At 56.6% G+C, this 20,296-nt stretch carries 13 protein-coding genes; 3 read left to right on the forward strand and 10 right to left on the reverse strand.

What is annotated here, in order from left to right; all coding sequences use genetic code 11:
- The first annotated feature begins 12 nt into the window (after positions 1-12).
- Together B3075_RS05680 and B3075_RS05685 are read left to right on the forward strand one after the other, a co-directional pair.
- The gene (locus B3075_RS05680) at positions 13-147 is read left to right on the forward strand and encodes a hypothetical protein (RefSeq protein ID WP_290488562.1); all 135 of its coding nucleotides are present in this window, start codon (positions 13-15) and stop codon (positions 145-147) included.
- Entirely contained in the window at positions 144-3,191 is a 3,048-nt protein-coding gene (locus tag B3075_RS05685; protein ID WP_046435149.1) for a type III restriction-modification system endonuclease, read from the forward strand. Before B3075_RS05680 ends, B3075_RS05685 begins: the two co-directional genes overlap by 4 nt.
- Positions 3,192-3,376: 185 nt before the next feature.
- Here B3075_RS05685 and B3075_RS05690 read toward each other — a convergent pair whose 3' ends face one another.
- Both B3075_RS05690 and B3075_RS05695 read right to left on the reverse strand, forming a co-directional pair.
- The gene (locus B3075_RS05690; protein ID WP_179219194.1) at positions 3,377-4,273 is read right to left on the reverse strand and encodes a glycoside hydrolase family 16 protein; all 897 of its coding nucleotides are present in this window, start codon (positions 4,271-4,273) and stop codon (positions 3,377-3,379) included.
- A 264-nt stretch (positions 4,274-4,537) separates the two neighbouring features.
- Positions 4,538-8,917, reverse strand: coding sequence for a DUF6288 domain-containing protein (locus B3075_RS05695; RefSeq protein ID WP_290488561.1), 4,380 nt, complete (start codon positions 8,915-8,917; stop codon positions 4,538-4,540).
- 176 nt (positions 8,918-9,093) lie between these two features.
- Here B3075_RS05695 and B3075_RS05700 point away from each other — a divergent pair, with 176 nt between their 5' ends.
- The gene (locus B3075_RS05700) at positions 9,094-10,404 is read left to right on the forward strand and encodes a malic enzyme-like NAD(P)-binding protein (RefSeq protein ID WP_094136215.1); all 1,311 of its coding nucleotides are present in this window, start codon (positions 9,094-9,096) and stop codon (positions 10,402-10,404) included.
- Between the two features lie 428 nt (positions 10,405-10,832).
- Here B3075_RS05700 and menD read toward each other — a convergent pair whose 3' ends face one another.
- From menD to B3075_RS05740, 8 genes are all read right to left on the reverse strand, one after another.
- Positions 10,833-12,428, reverse strand: coding sequence for a 2-succinyl-5-enolpyruvyl-6-hydroxy-3-cyclohexene-1-carboxylic-acid synthase (menD, locus tag B3075_RS05705; RefSeq protein WP_290488560.1), 1,596 nt, complete (start codon positions 12,426-12,428; stop codon positions 10,833-10,835).
- Positions 12,429-12,433: 5 nt separating this feature from the next.
- A complete protein-coding gene (locus B3075_RS05710; protein ID WP_290488559.1) occupies positions 12,434-14,041 on the reverse strand; it encodes a class I tRNA ligase family protein in 1,608 nt (535 codons plus the stop codon).
- Between the two features lie 273 nt (positions 14,042-14,314).
- Complete coding sequence (locus B3075_RS05715; protein ID WP_094136171.1) at positions 14,315-15,517, reverse strand: MalY/PatB family protein; 1,203 nt, start codon at positions 15,515-15,517, stop codon at positions 14,315-14,317.
- A 26-nt stretch (positions 15,518-15,543) separates the two neighbouring features.
- Complete coding sequence (gene fucU / locus B3075_RS05720) at positions 15,544-15,963, reverse strand: L-fucose mutarotase (protein ID WP_094136170.1); 420 nt, start codon at positions 15,961-15,963, stop codon at positions 15,544-15,546.
- Between the two features lie 70 nt (positions 15,964-16,033).
- Complete coding sequence (locus B3075_RS05725) at positions 16,034-16,615, reverse strand: hypothetical protein (RefSeq protein ID WP_290488558.1); 582 nt, start codon at positions 16,613-16,615, stop codon at positions 16,034-16,036.
- A gap of 19 nt (positions 16,616-16,634) precedes the next feature.
- A complete protein-coding gene (locus tag B3075_RS05730; protein WP_290488557.1) occupies positions 16,635-17,039 on the reverse strand; it encodes a hypothetical protein in 405 nt (134 codons plus the stop codon).
- 54 nt (positions 17,040-17,093) lie between these two features.
- Positions 17,094-17,972, reverse strand: coding sequence for a hypothetical protein (locus B3075_RS05735; protein WP_290488556.1), 879 nt, complete (start codon positions 17,970-17,972; stop codon positions 17,094-17,096).
- A gap of 223 nt (positions 17,973-18,195) precedes the next feature.
- The gene (locus tag B3075_RS05740; protein WP_290492044.1) at positions 18,196-20,295 is read right to left on the reverse strand and encodes an acyltransferase family protein; all 2,100 of its coding nucleotides are present in this window, start codon (positions 20,293-20,295) and stop codon (positions 18,196-18,198) included.
- Position 20,296 lies beyond the last annotated feature (1 nt).

The following is a 20,296-nucleotide window of genomic DNA, read 5'->3' on the forward strand; positions in this document are numbered from 1 at the left end:
GGAGGTTTCAAAATGGATAAAAACGAAATCCGGAAAACAGAACATATGTATTCCACGATTCAAATTGGCGAAACAGTGTTTAGCCAATTTGAAAAAAAACTTCTTGAGGAACAATTATCCGAGGAAGACGGAGGCGAGCCATCATGAAACTGCAATTCAAGCACCAGCAGTTTCAGGAAGATGCGGCCAAGGCGGTGGTGGATGTGTTCGCGGGTCAGCCGTATCTGACGCCGACCTATATGATGGACAGGGGGGACGGGGCTTATCAGATGGGACTGGAGGAGGACAGGAATTTCACGGGCTGGAGCAATCAAAAACTGGTGCCGGAGCTGTCCGATGAGGTGATTCTGGGGCATATTCAGACGATTCAGAGTGCGCATCAGATTGCGCCTTCGCTGAAGCTGGAGGGGCGGTTCAATCTGACGATTGAAATGGAAACGGGAGTGGGCAAGACGTATACCTATATCAAAACCATGTATGAACTGAACAGGTGCTACGGCTGGAGCAAGTTCATTGTGGTTGTGCCCAGCGTGGCTATCCGCGAGGGTGTCTATAAATCTTTCCAGATGACCCAGGAGCATTTTGCCGAGGAATACGGCAAGAAAGTACGATTTTTTGTTTATAACTCCGCCCAGCTGACGGAGATTGATCGCTTCGCCTCCGACAGTTCCATCAATGTCATGATTATCAATTCCCAGGCATTCAACGCCAGGGGCAAGGATGTCAGAAGAATTTACATGAAACTGGACGAGTTCCGTTCCCGCCGTCCGATTGATATGATTGCCAAGACCAACCCGATTCTGATTATTGACGAGCCGCAGTCCGTTGAAGGCAAACAGACCAGGGAGCGTTTGAAGGAATTCTGCCCGCTGTTTACCCTCCGCTACTCCGCAACCCACAAATCAGACAGCATCTACAACATGATTTACCGTCTGGACGCGATGGAGGCGTACAATAAGCGACTTGTTAAGAAGATAGCCGTTAAGGGTATTACCGAAACGGGCAGTACTGCTACAGACGGCTATGTTTATCTGGAAAGCATCAACCTTTCCAAGAAGGACCCTACCGCAACCATTCAGTTCGATATGAAGGGCGCAAGCGGTATCCGTAAAGTAAGCCGTACTGTAGCAGAGGGATTTAATCTTTACGATCATTCCGGCCACATGGAGGAATACAAGAACAATTTTGTCGTTAAGCACATTGACGGCAGAGACGACTCCATTGAGTTCCTCAACGGCATCAAGCTGTACGCAGGTGATGTTATCGGCAAGGTGGATGAAAACCAGCTTCGCCGTATTCAGATTCGTGAAACCATCCTCTCTCACATTCAGCGTGAGCGCCAGTTGTTCTATAAGGGCATCAAGGTGCTGTCCCTGTTCTTCATTGACGAGGTTGCCAAGTACAAGGTGTACGATGCAGCCGGACAGTCTGGTAACGGCATCTACGCAAAAATGTTTGAGGAGGAATACACCGATATTATCGGAAACCTCCAGTCTGTCATCGGCGAGGACGAATACATTAAGTATTTGAATTCCATCAAGCCTTCCGCAACCCACGCAGGTTACTTCTCCGTGGACAAGAAAGGCAAGATGATAGACTGTAAGTTGGCAAAGAAGGAAACCACCTCGGACGATATTGACGCTTACGATTTGATTATGAAAAACAAGGAACTGCTCCTTGACCGCAATCCGAAGCGTTCGCCTGTGCGTTTTATTTTCTCTCACTCCGCTCTGCGTGAAGGTTGGGATAACCCGAATGTATTCCAGATCTGTACGCTGAAACAGTCCGGCTCTGATGTGAGAAAACGCCAGGAAGTTGGTCGTGGTCTGCGTCTGTGCGTAAACCAGGACGGTGAGCGTATGGATTCCGGCGTTCTCGGAAACGATGTTCACAACATCAATGTGTTGACCGTTATCGCCAGCGAAAGCTATGACAGTTTCGCAAAGGGACTTCAGTCCGAACTTGCTGATGCCGTTGCAAACCGTCCAAAGGCAGTTACGCCGGAACTCTTTATGGGCAGGACTATTACCGATGCCCAGGGCAGCACCGATGTTATCACTGAGGATGTTGCCAGAGAAATTTGGCTGGGTATGCGTATGGAAGGCTACATTGACAAGCAAGGCTCGCTGACCGACAAGTATTACGAAGATAAGGCAAATGGCGAAATCAAGCTGACGGATGAGGTTGCAGGTTCTGCCGAAAGCGTTATCGGTATCATCGACTCCATCTATGACGCCAAGGCAATGCAACCCGAAAACGCTCGCAGCAATAATGTGGAACTCACCGTGGACGAGGACAAACTCGCAATGCCGGAGTTCAAGGCATTGTGGAACAGAATCAATGCCAAGAGCGTTTATGTGGTTGATTTCGATACAGATGAACTGGTGCGTAAGTCCATTGATGCGTTGGATAGAAAACTTCGTGTATCTAAGATTTACTTTAAGGTAGAAACGGGCGCTATGGAGCAGATTAAGTCCAAGGCTGAGCTGGAAAGCGGTGCATCCTTTGTGAAAGAGGAATCCGGAACTTACGGTGCAACCATTCACGCAAGCAGTAATGTGAAGTATGACCTGGTCGGCAAATTGGTAGATGAAACTGGACTCACCCGCAAGGCTGTCATTGCCATTCTAAAGGGTATTCAGCCGTCTGTGTTCAATCAGTTCAAGGACAACCCGGAAGAATTCATCATCAAGGCTGCTGCCCTTATCAATGACGAAAAAGCAACCGCCGTCATTGAGCATATTACCTACGATGTTCTGGATGAGCGTTATGGCACAGACATCTTCACCGAGCCTACCATCAAGGGCAAGCTGGGCTTGAACGCAATGAAGGCGAACCGCCACCTGTATGACCATATCGTTTACGACTCTACCAACGAGCGTGACTTTGCAACCGACCTCGACACCAATAAGGATGTCGCAGTATATGTGAAGTTGCCGGATGGATTCTACATTTCCACTCCTGTTGGTAAGTATAATCCGGACTGGGCGATTGCATTCTACGAAGGCACTGTGAAGCACATTTACTTCGTGGCGGAAACCAAAGGCTCTATGTCCTCTATGCAGCTCCGTCTGATTGAGCAGTCCAAGATTCACTGCGCGCGGGAGCATTTCAGGGCTATCAGCAATGGAAATGTGGTCTATGACGTAGTGGACAGTTACAAGAAACTGATGGACATCGTCATTAAGTGACGCTTTTATATATAGAGAAGATTCGAATGATGCGAAATACGCGTGGCATGAGGCGGCTTTGCTTTTCATACTCCGCCCGATGATGAAACTTTACGGAAGCAGCCCGGAAGCAACCGGAGACGGCGCGGAAGATTTATTCCCGCGGCAGGGAGGAACAGGAACAAAAGGAAAAGGTGTGTGGGCGATCAGATTCTTTTGCGGCGAGCCGCCAGCAAGGCTGCTCCAAACAGGCCCAGAGAAGCCACAGCGGGTTCCGGAACGAGGTGGTTGTAGATGCTTGAGGAATAGACTTTGACATAATCGATGTCGAATGCGGCTCCGGAATTGGCCAGCGTATTCTGGTCGATTCCCTTATTAACTCCTGCATTTTCCACCCAGTTGCCTCCAATCTGCTGGTCGATGATCAGGTAGAATTCGTTTCCGTCCTTGTCAAAGGGCCAGTTTGCGTTATTGGGCTTTTTGAATGAACCGGTTGCTTTTCCATCCACATAAAAGGTGATGCCTTCTTCCGTCCATTCCATCCCGTAGGTATGCCAGTTTGCTTTTTCAGCACCATCGTTCCAACCGGGGGTGACCCCCTGGGATTTATCCTGATTGGGAACGCCGTTTTGCGACCAGTGGATTGTCTGGTAAACACGGCCTTCGTAATTCAGGTGTTCCATGATGTCAATTTCCCCTCCGACAGGCCAGCCGATGCTGTCGGATTTGGGCATCATCCAGATGGCCGGCCAGACGCCCTGCACGCAATCGAATCTGGCGCGGACTTCTACGTAGCCATATTGGAAGGAGAAGGTTTTCAGGGAATATACCCCTCCGCAGGCGTATGTTTTGGCCGGTGCGGTCTGGTTGGTTTGAGTAGTGTAGTCCCCGTATTTTCCCCACAAGGTCATGGCGGAGTTGCCGTCCTTTTCCCGGAATTCCACAAGGCTTTCGTCCCGGGATTGGTACTTGCGCCAGTCCGGGGCGTTATAGCCTACGTAATCAATGCGGCTCCAGTTATGTTCGTTCAGAGATGAGCCGTCAAAGTCGTCTTCAAAAACGAGTTCCCAGTTCCTGTCGGATGCCCAGGGAGTCGCCGCCATGACGGAAGATGCTGAAAGTGAGAGAAAGAGAAGAGGAAAAAGGAGTGCCGTTCTGATGAACATCATGAGAAAATATAGGGCGGGCGCCGCTGAGTGTCAATAGACAAAAAATTGGCAGGCGGCCTCGGCATGGAGAAGGAAATTCCCTCCGTCCCTAAAAGGGATTGCTCTGTTTTCCCGGCAGGGGCGCTGCGATTGGCGCTCCTGCCGGGATTCTCTTATCACAAAGGCTTTTTGTCATTTCCAGCTGCGGGCGGCCGCAGCTTAAGAGCGGAGAGCCATATTTTTGGCGGCGTTCGCTTTGTACACGTGCAGTTCCGCAAGGCGGACTTTTCCGCCCTTCTGGAAGAGTTTGACGCGCAGCCTGTTGGTGGTGACGGGGTCAAATGTTCGCATGCATTTGATGAATCCGTTGCCCGGAAGCTGGAGCATGCGCAGCACTTCCGGTTCATTGGCGTACATGGCTTTCTGCGCATCGCTGACGCCAGCGGTGGAGGCTCCCAGGGAACCCCAGTGGATGGGGATCCACTTGCCTCCCTTGTAGGCCTCAATGATGAGGCGGTTGTGGCCCTTTTCAATTTTGATGTCCACGGCGCGCAGGGCGGCAGGGGATTTCAGGGTGAGTTCCAGCACCAGGGGCTCGTCTTCCGTGGGGGAAGCGTCCAGTTCCTCAATGGTAGTGGCGTCCCGGTCCATCAGTTTGGCCGTGTCCACACGGCCTCCGGTGGAGGCTTTCAGCTTGTAGTCCTCCACTTCCTCCGTGGAACTTCCCAGCAGTTTCAGTTCACGCACGCGGCATTCCAGGCCGTGCCAGTCCGTGGAAACGCGGAACAGGCAGCGGGAACCCTGAGTCAGGCAGGAGTCATTCGGGGAAACCCAGGTTTTTTCCTTCTTTTTATCCGTTTTGTCGTACACCTCTATCTGGTTGCCCTGAGAGGCCGCGGAAATGTAGGTTCCGTCCGGCAGATGGAAGGAGCAGCCCCAGTTGCCGTGATCCCGGATCAGGATGCCCGGCACCCACAGATGGTTGCAGTTGGTGACTGAGAGGGCCTTTTCTGCACATCCCACTTCAAAGCCGCCCACGGCAATGGGGCGGTCGTATTCCACCTCCAGGTCATTGACGCGCCATTTTATTTTGGCGTTCATTTTTTGCACGCCCGGCTGGGTTGGGCCGCTGAGTTCCTTCTTGTAGGAGTAGACGTTCCATTGGCCGCCGAATTTGGAATTGGGCGTCCAGGAAATGGTTTCCATGGGGGAGAAGGTGGTCGTGTCGCTGAATTGCACCGTGCCGGCAAAATCATATTTGTAGGCGGAGTTGGCTTTCCCTTCCAGCTCCTTGTCGCGGTGAAGCCCCAGGGCGCGGCCGCCCAGAGGCTGCTGGACGTCCACGTTCAGAGAATATTCCCCGGGCTGGGGGTTGCCGTCGTTGAGCTTGGGTTCAAAGAAAATGCGCACATCCATGCCCAGAATCATTTCCGCGCAGGTAGCCCTGGTGAGCTGGTCCACCCCGGGAATTTCCATGATGGCCTTGGCAATGGGGAGGGCTCGGTTGTTGACGACATTGATAAGCTTAAAGCGGCAGCCCTGTTCCACCGGAATATTTTTCAATTCCCGGATGGCGGATTTCAGGGAGGCGGGGGCCTTGGTTCCAAGCGCAGCGTTTACCATGGACCAGTTGCGCACGTAGGTGTTCAGGAAGCGGGATTCCGTGTCAATGATGGGGGGCACCTTCCGGAACGTTTTGGCCTGGAATTCAGGCTTGCCCGTAATTGCCAGATTCTGGCGTTCCGCGCAGAGGGCCGTGATCCAGATGCTGGTGCGGATGTAGGTGCCGATGACGGAGTCCGCCGTCATCAGTTCCAGGCGGTTGGGGTTCTGCATCATGCCGCCGTCAAAGGGGCGCAGCAGCGTCAGTTTCCACCGGAAAGCCTCCATGTTTTTGTAATATGCTTCCGGATTGGTTCGCCAGTAGGCGGGGAGAGCCCACATGATGGAGAGCGTCTCGGAGGAGTGGCCCTGGTCACAGCCGCCGATGGGGCCTTCCCCATACATGATGCGGCTGTTTTTTGTGTACAGCTCCGGTCCGCCGCAGATGAGGGAGGCGATGTAGTACGGGCCGTGACGGCCGGAGTAGGTTCCCCCGCATTCACGGTCGGGTTCAAAGGTGAAGGTTTCCGTCATGCGGCCATAGGGTCCCATGCCGGTGGGGCAGATGGACTGGGCATGGTCCATCATTTTGTCCAGCACGCCGTCTTCCGTGCGCGCCGGAGTTTTGCTGGCCAGCGCCAGGAACAGGCACATGTGGGAACCTCCGATGCTGACGCCTGTTCCCCGGTAGCCCGGGTGAATGCCGTGGCCGGTGACGAAGTCCCCATAAAGAACTTCGTTTTTCATGCGCTGCACGCTGTTGCGGATGGCCGGAAGCACGGAGTTGTCCCGGTAGCGCAGCCAGTATTCGCACAGGAAGATGCCCGCGGAAGCCTGGGGGACGGCCCACCAGCATTGGGAGCCGGAGAAGGCGATGTACTGAGCCGCTTTTTTAATGGCGGGGTCATACTTCGGGTTGCCCGTGGCCATCAGGGCCAGGCCGGCCCAGCCTGTATCATAATGGTTGCCGCAGTAGCCGCCCGGGCGTTCCCAGGAGCCGTCCTCGCGCTGCTGGGCCGCCAGCCATTCGCTCATCATGTGGACTACCGCTTTGCTCTTGGCGCAATTTTTGGGGAAGCCGAGGGCATAGGAACCAAGCTGGGGGATTTTGAAGGTGACGTTTTTCACATATTTCTTCACTGCGTCCGGCAGGGCGGAGGAGCCGCCCACCTGTACGGTCACGCCCACGGAGGCGGACCACCTGGGGGTTCCCGTTCCTTTAAGGTTCCAGTCACCCTTGGGGATATCAAAGACCAGGGAAGAGACGGCGTGCGCCTGCCATATTTTGCTTTTGGCGTCGTACCTGGCTTCTCCGTAACCCACGGTGTATTGCTGGGCTTTGGTCAGCGGAACGGTTCCGCCGGGGCCTTCCAGCCTCAGGTCCGACCATTCGAAGCCGTCGCTGCCGATGCCGTTGCCGCCGTCATCCACGCGCAGGCGCACCTGCTGGCCGCCCTTTACCGGAATGGAAAGGGAAACGGGCTTTTTAGCCTGTTCCTCCCGGAAAACTTCCTTCCAGAGAGGCTGGATGCCCTGGATTTTTTCCACGCTTTCCGCGGGAATGAGGTTCAGGGTGATTTTTCCGGCTCCTTCCGCCTTGTCCACCAGAAGGCCCGCGTGCATGTCCAGGCCGCGCCTGTTCTGATGCTGATAAGGGCCGTAAAGCACGTCCAGGCTTTGCGACGTTTTGAAGAGGTGTCCGTCAATGCCCAGGATCAGGTCACCTTCCTTGACGTATTTTTCGGCAGGGGAACCTTCAATCACCTGGGTGACCGTGTAAAGGTTCGCCACGGGTTCCCCGTTGGGGTCCAGCATGGTTTTGGGGAAGAAGCCGCGGAAGTTCGTGTCCGGCCAGGAGGCGTCCAGGCCGCGGGCGCGGAAGCCCAGAGGGCCGAAGGTGGTGATCCAGCCTTTGGCTACTTCCTCGGAATTGCCGAACCAGCTCGTGTACAGCTCGGCGTATTGTTTTCTCCACTGGTTCAGCGGCATGGGCTTGGCGAATTTTTTCACATAGGCGTTCACATCCCCCATATTGGTTGTTTGCCTGGCGGCTTTCCCGCGCGGACGCACTACGGGCGCAGGTTTGGCGGCAGTCTGTCCCTCCTGTGATTCCTTCCGGTTGGCGGGCTGTTGCGGTTCCGGCTGTTTTCCGTCCGCAGCGTCGTCTGCGGGGGTGGAGGAGTTTTCATCAGGCTGTGCCGGGGCGGCTGCGGATTTTTCCTCCAAAGCGCCCGGGGCGTCTTCATTCCGTTCCCCGGAGGAAGTGGCCGGCGGCGTTTTTTCCGGCTGCTCCGCCGGTCCGGACGGGGAGAGGCCCGCGGCGTTTTCCTGTTCGGGGGAGGCTTCCCCACTCACGGCGGGCGGGGCGGCTTTCTTTTCCGGTTTGGCGGCTCCCTTCTTTTCCCTGTTGGAGTGGGGAACGTCCGGCTCCTGAGCAGAGACGGGTTTTTCCGCGGGGTTCCGGGTGAAATAATAGGTTCCGCATGCTCCTCCCAGCAGGAGCAGGGTGAGAATCCATATGCCGGCGGAGTTCTTCTTTTTCCGCGGCTGGGGAAGGGAGCCCGCATGAACGGGCGCCGCCCCGGCGGTTCCGGGAGCGGCCAGGGTCCGCTGATCGCGCTGGAGTCGGGATGCCGCAGGGGCGGCCGTGCCGGGAGCCGGCTGCGCGGCGGCATGGCCGCCGGGAATGGCATAAGCCAGGTACAGGGTGCCCAGAGCGGGGATTTCCCCCAGGGAGCCCGTGCGAAACTGCGCTTCGAAATCATTCTTCAGCGGAAGAACTTCCCGTTCAATATCCGTGTTTTCCGGATAACGCAGTTTCCCGCTTTCCGGGTCGCGCACAGCGAGCCCCTGGGGACAGAATTCGCGGAGCAGGTATTGAACATGGTCGGCGTCCGAAGCGTAATAGACATGGCAGAGGGAATCCGTCTGCTTCAGGGATTGGATAAGATAACCGTTGATATTAAATCCGGAAGGGAGGGGAGGCGTATGTTCCATGGTCACATGACAGGTGATTATCCGACTGCCTGTTAGCATATCCGGAGGCTTCTATCAATGTAAAAAGAGGTTTTCTGGGGCCGGAGCGTGTGACGCGATTAATTGATTATTTGCTTGAATGCATGGCGATTATGTGGTGCAAGCAAGGCTCGCTTTTTTGTTTTTCCATTACAATCATGAGTTCCGATATTAGATTAGACGCCTTGCAGTATCATTCCCAGCCCCGCCCCGGCAAGGTGGAAACGCTTCCCTGCAAGCCCTGCTTTTCACAACGGGATTTGACGCTTGCCTATTCCCCGGGCGTAGCCGAACCCTGTCTCCGCATTCAGGAAGATCCTTCCCAGAGCGCCCTGTATACCGGGCGTTCCAATCTGGTGGGCGTGATCACCAACGGCACCGCCGTTCTGGGGCTGGGCAATATCGGCCCGGATGCGGCCAAGCCGGTGATGGAAGGCAAGGGCGTTTTGTTCAAGGTATTCGCGGACATTGACGTTTTTGACATTGAGCTGAACGTGAAGGAGCCGGAAAAGCTGATTGAAACGATCAAGACCATGGAGCCCACCTTCGGCGCCATCAATCTGGAGGACATCAAGGCTCCGGAATGCTTCATGGTGGAGGAACGCCTCCGCCAGGAGATGAATATTCCCGTGTTCCATGACGACCAGCATGGAACGGCGGTGATCTCCGGCGCCGCCCTTTTGAACGCAGCCGAGTTGACGGGCCGCAAGCTGGAGGATATGAAGGTCGTCGTCGTCGGGGCCGGGGCCGCCGGCATTTCCTGCGCCAAGTTCTACATGACGCTGGGAGTGCGCCGCGAACATATCTATATGTTTGACTCCAAGGGGCTGATTCATACCGGGCGCATTGACCTGCACGCCACGAAAGCCCAGTTTTCCCAGTCGGAAGACTGTTCCCTGGAGGAGGCTCTCACCGGAGCGGACGTGTTCCTGGGGCTTTCCACCAAGGGATTGCTCACGCAGGACATGGTCAAGCTGATGGCTCCTTCCCCCATCATTTTCGCCTGTGCGAATCCGGACCCGGAAATCACTTACCAGGATGCCAAAAAAGCGCGGCCTGACTGCATCATGGGATCCGGACGTTCCGACTGGCCCAACCAGGTAAACAATGTTTCCTGCTTCCCCTTTATTTTCCGTGCCGCCCTGGATGTGCGCGCTTCCGTCATCAATGAACAGATGAAAATCGCCGCCGCCCGCGCCCTGGCTGATTTGGCGAAGGAACCCGTCCCACAGGAGGTGATTGACCTTTACGGGGGCGCCCCGCTCAGCTTCGGCATCGATTACGTGATTCCCAAGCCCATTGATCCCCGCATCATTGAATGGGAATGCCCGGCGGTAGCCCAGGCGGCCATGATTTCCGGCGTGGCCCAGTCCCCTATCCGGGATATGGAGGCCTACACGCTGGAATTGCGCAAGCGCATTGCCGCAGCTCGTGAACGCGTCGCCGGCGTGGTGCGCAGCTACCTTTAACGGGGTTACCGGCGGGAGGCCGGAAAACCCATGCCTCCGGCGTTCGCGCCGGGCGGCTGCAAAAACCGGGTGGATTGATGTTCCGCCCGGTTTTTGCATGCCCATACAGGGAGGTGTTTTTATAGCGGGGATACTGCATCAGAGCATTCTGGAGGCGGAAAAAGGGATTGCGGCGCGGCGCTTCCTTCCGTATGAATTAAGGCGGACATGTTGTTGCCCGGCGTTTCCCTGTTGAATGCGGCTTGGTGAATACCACCATGGTGAGGCTGTTTTCTTCTCTTCGTCAGGCAAGAAAGAAATTCCCCTATGGTCAGATGGAGGAAATGTTATTTTTATCTGGTACTTTCAAGCCATGTGGAGAGAACCGCAAGATATGGCCGGGCGGAGGATCGTCTTCGCTCCGGTCTTTGGTAAAGGCTTGCCTTCATTTAGGCGTTAGCCAGCCGGAGGCGCATCTGTTCCGTCTGTTCCCTGTCCGGGATAAGTTCTACAAGCGTCTGGCTGTTTTCCTCCAGGGAATCAAGCTGATCGAAGTCCTCCGCCGTGCGGATCGCCAGGTAGCGCATGCCCCATTGTTCCGCAATGGCCTTGAAGGAATGGGCGTGGGGTTGCACCAGCAGTTTCCTCATGGCTTCGGAATGTCCGTCCGCCCCGGGCAGGGCTCGGAAGATGCCGCCGCCCCCGTTATTGATGACGCCTAGGACGCGCGTGCCCTTGTCCAGTTGGGGAAGGAGCGCCAGGGCATTGGAATCATACATGGCGGTCAGGTCGCCCACGAGGGCCCAGGAGCGGGAGCACCTGGCGGAGACCCCCAGAAAGCCGGAGATTTGCCCGTCAATGCCGTTGGCTCCCCGGTTGGCGCGGACGTTTTCCGTGGGGATGGCCGTCTGGGCGAAGCTGTTCCAGTACCGCACGGGCATGGAGTTGCCCAGGTAAATGCAGTCGCTGTCCGCGGCAAAGCAGGAGAAGGAGCGCACCATGGCCTGTTCGCTTTCCGGGCAGGTGATGAGCAATTCCTCCATCAGGGCTTTTCTGCGTTTGTTCATGGCGCGCAGACCGTTGACGTCGCCCACGGTATCTATATCCCCCAGCGCGTGCAGAATGGCCTCCAGATCTCCGGTGACGACGGAGGAAGGGCGGGCCAGCCCGGAGAAGCCGGTGCGGGTGACGGAAAAGACTTCCGTGGCCGGAATGTCCTCCAGGTCGCGCCAGAAGCGGGCCACGGGCACGTCCCCTAATCTAAGCAGGACGGCGGGCGGGTGTTCCCGCAGCAGGGCGTCCGCGTCCGTCAGGGCCAGATGGGCCAGCTCTTCCCGGAGTCCGGAGGTGGCGTCCGCCACCACGGGAGCTTTCAGTTCGTTGGCCAGCCACCGGGCCGGGGCCTGTTCCGTGGGGTCCAGGCCGCCGATCATGACTACCAGCCCGTCGCGCGATGTGAAGCGCAGGGCCCGGGCCAGCTCCGCCAGGGAACCCCGGAAGCCGTTTTCCTCCGGAGGTTCCGCCGGGTAAAGGTCACAGCTGCCGGGATTCCAGGCAGGGTCCGGGTCCGGCAGGCACACGTTGATGTGGAGCGGGGAGGCGTAATCCCAGTCTTGCAAAATGTCTTCCGGCAGGTTTTCCGGCGTTTCCAGGTCAATCGTGGGTGCGTAAATGCCGAACAGATCTGCCTGTTCAATGGCCTGGGGAGCGGCGGAGCCCCGGAAGGCAGCCGGGCGGTCCGCCGTGAGCAGGAGCAGGGGGCGGCGCTGGTAGTAGGCCTCCACCACGGCGGGGAGCAGTTCCGCCGCCGCCGTTCCGGAGGTGGTGACCACGGCCACGGGCAGCCCCATATCCTGAATGCGGCCCAGCGCAAAGAAAGCGGCGGACCGTTCGTCAAAGTGAGTCCATTTCACCAGATCCTCCGCGGCGGCCAGCACCTGGAGCAGCGCCATATTGCGCGCGCCGGGGCAGACCACCCACTCGCAAATGCCGCCCAGGCAGCATTGGGCCAGCAGGGATTTGACGAAGGATGCGGGGGAGCTCACGGGAATCAGCCTTGTTTTTTTGCCGCCCTGGCCGCTTTTTCAGCCAGTTTGGCCTTTTCCTCATCCGAAAGAATGCGGGGAAAGACGGGGGCGGGATCATTGATGCGGTGCCCTGCGGGAAGGATTCCCCATTCCAGCGCGGCCGGCGTGAGTTCCCGGAACAGGTCCCCGGCGTTGAGCTGATCCAGAATGCGGGCGGAGGCGTCCGGCAGGACGCAGCCGATGAGATAGCCCGTCTGGGCGCAGCATTCCAGCAAATGGCGCAGCACGCAGCGGAGGCGCGGGGCGGAGGCTTCATCCTTGGCCAGCTGCCAGGGCTGCTGCTGCTCAATGTACGCGTTGCAGGCGGAGACCTGGGCGTTCAGGGCCGCCAGGGCGTCGGAGACCATGTTGTCGTCCATGTATTTGGAAAACAGGGTGACGGCCTGGTCCATGGTGGCGCGCAGGGCCCTGGAGGCTTCGTCATCATATGCCTCCGCGCCGGAGATAACGGAGTCGCAATAGCGGCGCGTCATGTTGATGGAGCGGTTGCACAGGTTGCCGAGGTCGTTGGCCAGCTCCGTATTGTACAGCATGACCAGGCGGTCCGCGTCAAAGTTGGCGTCCTTCCCGGTGGTGATGTCCCGCACCAGGTAATAGCGCACGGGTTCCGGGCCGAACTGTTCCGCCAGCAGGTTGGGGTCCACCACGTTGCCGATGGACTTGGACATTTTTTCCCCGTTGATGTTCCACCAGCCGTGCACGAGCAGGGTGGGCATTTCCTCGTCGGAGAAGCCCATGGCATGCAGCATGGCGGGCCAGTACACGCCGTGGGCGGGCACCAGAATGTCCTTGCCGATGACTTCGCAGTCCGCGGGCCAGAGTTTGGAGAAATCCGGCAGGCCGCTGTCCGGCTCCGCCAGATAGCCGGCGAAGGAAATGTAGTTGATCAGGGCGTCAAACCAGACGTAGGTGACGAATTCGGGGTCGAACGGGAACTCGATTCCCCAGGAAAGGCGGCTCTTGGGGCGGGAAATGCAGAGGTCCGAGTCAAAGTCAATGGCGTTGAGCACTTCCGCCTTGCGGAAGGCCGGAAGAACGAAATCGCCGCTCTTTTCCACGAACTGCTTCATCCATTCCACATGGTCGGTCAGGCGGAAATACCAGTTTTCTTCCTCCAGTTCCACCACTTCCCCCCATTCCGGGCCGAAGTTGCCTTCCGCGTCCCGTTCCTTGTCCGTCAGGAACTGTTCCTGGCGCACGGAATAGAACCCCTTGTAGGATTTTTTGTAAAGCTGGCCTTTGTCTTTCAGGTCCGTCAGGATTTTCTGCACGCAGGCCTTGTGGCGCGGGTCCGTCGTGGAGGCCCATCCGTCATTGCTGATGCCCAGGCGGTCCCACAGCGCCAGGAACTGGGCGGTGATGTTGTTGACATGCTCCTGCGGCGTAATGCCCAGCTTTTCCGCCGTCTGCTGCACTTTCTGCCCGTGCTGGTCCACCCCGGTCAGGAAATAGACTTCCTCCCCCTTCATCCGGTGCCAGCGCGCGAGAACGTCCGCCAGGACTTTTTCATAAGCGTGCCCGATGTGGGGCGGTCCGTTGGTGTAGTCAATGGCCGTGGTGATATAGTACATGCGGGGAACGATACTCCTTTCCTTTTATTTTGCAAGCAAAGTCATGGCGGCGTCCCGGGAGCGTTTCCCGGCATGGGAGGGAAGAATAAGGCGCTGCCGTGGGTGAAACGGCGGAAGAGGATGTGCGGATATTCCCTTTCCGCCGCGCCGTGACCTTTTCCGCACGGAGACCCAACAGGAGAAAATCCGGCGGGGCCGGATGTCCCCGGAAAAGTTTTCCCAATGCATGGTTCCGGGAATGGACTCCATTGCCGGAGAGCGTGCAACCTGTTTTTAACCCTGGGCCTGTTGCCGCCGGAACCCGCGGTTTTGGTAAGCTTCCTCCAGCTGGTTGAGCGCCCGTTCCAGGATGGAGCGGGGACAGCCCGCGTTCAGGCGCATGAAGCCTTCCCCTTCCTTGCCGAAGATGGAACCGTCGTTGAGAGCCAGGCGCGCGCCGTCCACAAAAAACTCCACCAGCTCCTTCTGGGAAAGGTTCAGTTCCCGGCAGTCCAGAAAGACCAGGTAGGAGGCATCCGGCATGATGGCCTTGATTTTGGGCATGCGGCGGCGCAGTTCCCGGTCAATGAAGCGGATGTTTTCCTGAATGTAGTCCAGCGCCTGGGCCAGCCATTCCTCCCCCGCCGGGCCGGAATAGGCGCTGATGAGCCCTTCGTACGCGAAGACGTGCCCTTCCGCAAGCTCCCTCCCGCTGACGAAGTCCTGGTATTTCGCGAACAGGTCCGGATTCTGGCAAATCATGTAGGAGCTGCCCAGGCCGGGCACGTTGAAGGTTTTGCTGGGCGCCATGTAGGTGACGGAGTTCATGCGGGCCTGTTCGGAAACGGTGGCGAATACGGTGTGCCTGCGGCCGGGGAGGGTCAGGTCCGCATGGATTTCATCGGAAACAACCAGCGTGCCGCTTGCCGTGCAGATTTCAGCCACGCGGCGCAGCTCCTCCGGACTCCATACGCGGCCTCCGGGATTGTGGGGATTGCACAGGATGAACATGCGGCAGCCGCGCACGGCTTCCTGCATGTGGTTGAAGTCCATGCGGTAGCGGCCGTTTTCCAGAATGAGGGGATTGTTGACGGTTTCCCGGCCGTTTTCCCGGATAATCATGGCGAAGGGATGGTATACCGGAGGCTGGATCATGATTTTGTCCCCCGGGTCCGTAAAACACTGGATGGCGCTGGAAATGCCGGGAACAATGCCCGGAGCGAAGCCTATTTCCGAGGCGTTCACCTTCCACCCGTGGCGGCGCCCCACCCAGTCCCGGATGGCTTCAAAGAAAGCGCGGGGCTTGACGGTATATCCCAGGACTTCGTGTTCGCAGCGGCGGCGGATGGCTTCCATGATGAAGGGGGGCGTCCTGAAGTCCATGTCCGCCACCCACAGGGGGATCAGGTCGTCCCGGCCCCAGCGGGGCAGCAGGGCTTCATATTTCAGGGCTCCGGTGCCGCGGCGGTCGATTACTTCGTCAAAGTCGTACTGCATGGAAGGGGCTGTCTGGCGGGCAATGGTCAGGAAAGAGGGGTAACGCCTTTTTTCAGGATGATGTTGCCGTATTTGGCCGTTTCCCCGGTGATGACGACGGCATAGGCCTTTTTAGCCCGTTCGTAAAAGGCGTAGCGCTCCATTTGCTCAATCTCCCCGTCATAATTCAGGGCCTTGCGGTATTTGGCCTCTACCGCAGGGTCCAGGGAGTCCCCCGGAACCGGGGCCATCATGATGACAGGGGTGGCGTAGGCGTCCAGTTCCAACAGGGGAATGACGGCGGCCAGCAGGGCGTCCGCCCCCAGGCCGTCCGCCCTCAGCACCGTAGGGTTGAAGGTATGGGCGGGAAAGTGGGCGTCTGAAAAGACAATTTCGTCGCCATGCCCCATTTCCGCGAGAATTTTCAGCAGGGAGGGGCTGATGAGGGGAGAAATATTTTTTAACATGCGCCGCAGTATAGCACCTGCCCGCGTCCCGGTACTATCATAAAATTGGAATAATGCCGATGATGCCCACTCAGCCGTTAACGGTCTGGAAGCATTTCCGGACGTATTCTTCCATTTCTGGCATTTGTTCTTCCATGCTTTCCGCCAGCCTGAGCTGGGTGCGGGCCCGGTACAGGTTGTGCCGTTCTTTTTTCGTTTTGAAATAAACGTCTCCTTCCAGGTAATCCGTCAGGAAGCGGATTCCCGTTTCCAGCGTGATGAGCAGGCCGGAAAAAGCGGGTTTGGAGACTTCCTGCGGCGTGATGAAGTCCCTGGCGGTCTCCAGATATCCCTTGACGACGGCCTCGAACATGGGCATGCGCATGAAGGTTTTGTCCGGGTCTTCTTCATCTTCCGCCGTGGGGGAGGTCATCGTGCGCACCATGTCTCCGAAGTCGTACAGGACGCTTCCGGGCATGACGGTATCCAGGTCAATGACGCAGACGGCCTCGTCCGTCTCCGCCGCTTTTTCCAAATGGTCAAAGCGTCTGCGGGGGTGGTGGAAGAATGGAATGGTTTCATGGATGTCCTCCGGATTCATGTCGCACAGGAGCTGTTGGAAAGCGCCGAAAGCCCGGGCCGCTTCGTAAGCCTGGCGGGGATGGTCCGCCACGTCGAACGTGTGGGTGTTTTCAATGCAGTTGTAGCATCGCCAGAAGCCGGAACCGGGAATTTCCAGATACTTGCGGACCCCCTCGCGCGGAGTACAGGTTCAGCGTCTGGCGGAAGGGCATTTTCAGCACCCGGAGCATTTTCCAGCGGATGTGGTTGGTCACTTTTTCCACGTTGTGCATGACGTCTCTGGGGCAGGGAAACACAACGCCGTTCACGCGCTGGAAGATATAGCGGCGGGTGGTGCCGTCCGGCTCCAGGCAGGTAGCCCGGAAGGTCATGTTGATGTGGCCGCTGTTAATGGTTTCGCAATGGAGGAAGTTGCCTGCGATGGCAAACGCGTCGCTCAGGGCGGCCACTTGTTCCTGAACGGGGGGCGGTATGGAAAACGGGGGATATGAAAAGTTAAAGAAAGGCTCCGGCATGATTGATGGCACATGCCGGAGCCTGCGTTGGTTGAGTGAGTGACAGTCAGATTTTTAGAAGGAATAGGCAACTCCTACCCCGGCGACGAAGGTGAAATTGCGGTAAACCTTGGATGGTTCCCTGTAGGGGAAGCGGGCGGAGGCGCCGCGGTGGTTGGCCGCCAGGCCGCCATTGCCGAGCCAGACCGTTCCCACAAACGGAGTCACGGTCAGGTCTTCCGTTGCCTTGACAGGGGCGGAAACCGTTAGGGAAATGCCCTGCGTTCCGTTGGCGTTCAGGGAATTGCTGTCAAAATAACCGGCCGTGGCGTTCCAGGTGCCCGCCACGATAACGGAGGTGGATTTGTTGACGTCATACTTGTACCCCAGGGTGTTGGTGAACCACCAGCCAGTCATCCAGCGGAACGTGTATTGGACGCGGCAGTCCCAGAAGAAGTTTTCCAGACCTTTGCCGAAGTCATGGTGAATGTCCAGAACGAAGCTGTGTTCTTCCGGCCTGTTGTGGCTGAAAGCAGGGAAGCCGGAGTTGTTGCCTGTATTGTGGATGTTGAAACTTCCGGGGATACCGCCGTGAACAAACTGGTAACTCAGTGCCGCGATAGTCGATTTTCCGAATTTGCGGCTGACGCCTAAAATGGCCGATCCTTCGTCGCAAATGCCGGAATCATTGTGTTCCAGACCATTATCCGTCAGCCACTGATATTTCAATCCGCCTATCAGGGAATATTGATTGTTCAGTTGATAGGCGCCGACGGCTTCCAGAGGAATGACATGGTCACTGGCGGAATTCTGGAAAGCCAGGCCGCGGCTGATATATTTGGTAGCGTAGCCTGTTCCCAGCTGGGCGGAGAATGCCTTGCCGCCGTTATTGGCGTTGACAACATCCAGGGGAAGCTGGATATCGGCAGAAGCCATGCCGGAAAAAGCGGCCATGGCCGTACATGTTGCAATAATGGTTTTATGTTGCATAATTAGAGGGGAAGGATACGGTAACAATATTTTTATTTTTAGCAAGGGTATCTTCAATACCAGAAAAGAAATGGGAAGATATGTTCAACGTATGACAAAAAGTGTTAAATATTCGGCGCGTTATTACATCGTGCAAGGGCATTTTTCCCAGGGAAAACTTGATTGCTTCCACAAAAGACAGATTGATTTAAACGGTTCCCTGCCTGTTCTGCGGCAGGCGCGGCCACGGGGATGGCTTTTGCGAAACTGCTGATGCCGCGGATTCCTTTTCCAGCGCTTTCCTTAACTGGGGCTTCAGGTGTTGGAAGAGCCTGATGGAGCCTTTGCTGGACATGTGGTCTTTGTCCTTGTACAGGATTTCCCCATGTTCATAGGCGTTGAACGGCCTGTCCGCCGGTATATGGGGAAGGATGCGCAGGACGGTGCAAAGTCCTTCCTGTTCAAGCCGGTCAAGGATGGGAAGCACGGCGGCGTGATCTTCCCTGTATTTTTGCCGCGTGCAGGTAAGGCTTTCCCGGCCTTGTCCCGTTTCCCCCCTGCGTACCAGGTTCCTGATGAATTTAGCCACATTATTTTGTTTAATGAGCGGGGTAGGGGCCAGCAGGATGACTTGCTTGTCCATCGCCCGCAGTTCGGAGATAAATGCGCGGAGGGAGGCTGAATAGGCCGGTTCTCCGGCAGGAAGCGGCTTCAGTTTCCAGTCCAGTATGTTTTTACTGCCGTAACGGGCGCTCCAGTGCTGGGCTATCACCACATGGTTAATTTCCGGGTGGACGTTCAGCCATGCCATGAGGGCCTTTATTTTTTTCTCGTCGCAATAGTAGCTTTCATCAAACGGCAGCGCGGGCAATTCCCGGTTCCAGAATGGTGAAATGACGGAGGAAACGTAAATCCCGGAGACGCCCAGTTCCCTGCATGCGGCGTCCAGACCGCAAAAGGCCGCAGAGGCATGGCTGTCTCCCAACAGGACTATGGATGGAGTTCCGGAAGAAGAACCCAGCTGCAGCAGGCTGGGTTCCGCACTTCCCTTGAAATCGGATCTGCTGACGAAGGAAAAGATGTTGCTGTTAAATCTGATGGCTTCCTTATCAAATCCCCGGGCGGCTTCAGGGGATTTGATTTCCGATGCGCCATGCAGCCGGGGGCTGGAAATGGAGTTGATTTCCTTGTTGATGTAGTTCCGGAATCCTTCCGTCTGCCTTCCTGCGACACATAGAAGCAGCGCGAAAAGGTATAAGGGGATAAACCATTTCATCTTCATGCGCTTTTTCTCTACTGTAAGGTACAGGAGGCCTCCCAGGACTGCGGACGCCGCTCCGATGGCAAGCATGGCGGGCCATCCGGGAGCATGGAGAAACCACGAATGATAAAACGCGATGAGAGGCATATGCACCAGGTAAAGGGAGAATGAAATGCCCCCAATCCACAGCAGCGGTTTATTGTTGAAGTATTGATGCAGCCTGCCGTATTCCGCATACCGGATCACCAGGCATGTCCCCAAAACTACGGCTGCCGAACAGAGGGAAACGTTCTTTCCATGAGAAAGAGCGGGAACGAGGATGCATGATACTCCAAGGAGAAAAAGGAGATCGTTTTTTGACAGGTTTGTGCAACGTGTTGAACTTAAGGGGGGGGGGTAGATTGCTAACAAAATCCCCGCGCAAACCTCCCATAAACGGGGCAGCATCATGTAATGGGAGGGAGCGTGAATCTGTTCCCATACGGGCACGCCGATTTCCTGCAACAGGTTGTGAATGGGATAGGAATAGGCCCAGAGAAAGGACCCGATGCCGGCGAGCCAGAAAAGAGAGGCCGCTGCCCGTTTGGGAAGGTAGCGGTACAGGACGCATCCCGCGGCGAACAAAAGATAAATTTGCGCCGTCACCGCCAGATACCACATGTGCAGGAATGGATTTCCGGAGGAATCCTGCGCGAAATAGTCGGACTGGATGATGGCCAGGAACCTGTTTGCGGCGCCTATCAGCGCGTATCCGCCTGTGGAACTGGCCGTCTCCAGGTCCGTGTAGTCCAGAAAGAACATGCCGGCCAGGAGGGTAAGCGGAATAATGACGGCAACCGGAGTAAACAGCCGTAACACTTTTTTACGGGCAAATTCCCCCAGACGGATTTGCATCTGCTGTTTCTGGAAGGATTTCATGAGCAGGTAGCCTGAAATCACCAGAAATACTTCAACGCCGAAGTAGCCGTAGGGGAAATGTTCCGGATTGAGATGAAAAAGAATGATCAGAATAATCGCCAGCCCTCTGAGTGAAGTGATTTGCTTCATA

It is taken from the genome of Akkermansia sp. UBA7090 (genome assembly GCF_002493465.1).
Classification (GTDB): domain Bacteria; phylum Verrucomicrobiota; class Verrucomicrobiia; order Verrucomicrobiales; family Akkermansiaceae; genus Akkermansia; species Akkermansia muciniphila_A.

Coding starts and splice junctions, on each gene's coding strand:
- B3075_RS05715 (WP_094136171.1), bottom strand. CDS start 15,517: ATGCAGTACGACTTTGACGAAGTAATCGACCGCCGCGGCACCGGAGCC.
- B3075_RS05735 (WP_290488556.1), bottom strand. CDS start 17,972: ATGGCCGCTTTTTCCGGCATGGCTTCTGCCGATATCCAGCTTCCCCTG.
- fucU (WP_094136170.1), bottom strand. CDS start 15,963: ATGTTAAAAAATATTTCTCCCCTCATCAGCCCCTCCCTGCTGAAAATT.
- B3075_RS05690 (WP_179219194.1), bottom strand. CDS start 4,273: ATGGCGGCGACTCCCTGGGCATCCGACAGGAACTGGGAACTCGTTTTT.
- B3075_RS05710 (WP_290488559.1), bottom strand. CDS start 14,041: ATGTACTATATCACCACGGCCATTGACTACACCAACGGACCGCCCCAC.
- B3075_RS05685 (WP_046435149.1), top strand. CDS start 144: ATGAAACTGCAATTCAAGCACCAGCAGTTTCAGGAAGATGCGGCCAAG.
- B3075_RS05700 (WP_094136215.1), top strand. CDS start 9,094: ATGAGTTCCGATATTAGATTAGACGCCTTGCAGTATCATTCCCAGCCC.
- B3075_RS05695 (WP_290488561.1), bottom strand. CDS start 8,917: ATGGAACATACGCCTCCCCTCCCTTCCGGATTTAATATCAACGGTTAT.
- B3075_RS05740 (WP_290492044.1), bottom strand. CDS start 20,295: ATGAAGCAAATCACTTCACTCAGAGGGCTGGCGATTATTCTGATCATT.
- B3075_RS05680 (WP_290488562.1), top strand. CDS start 13: ATGGATAAAAACGAAATCCGGAAAACAGAACATATGTATTCCACGATT.
- B3075_RS05730 (WP_290488557.1), bottom strand. CDS start 17,039: ATGCCGGAGCCTTTCTTTAACTTTTCATATCCCCCGTTTTCCATACCG.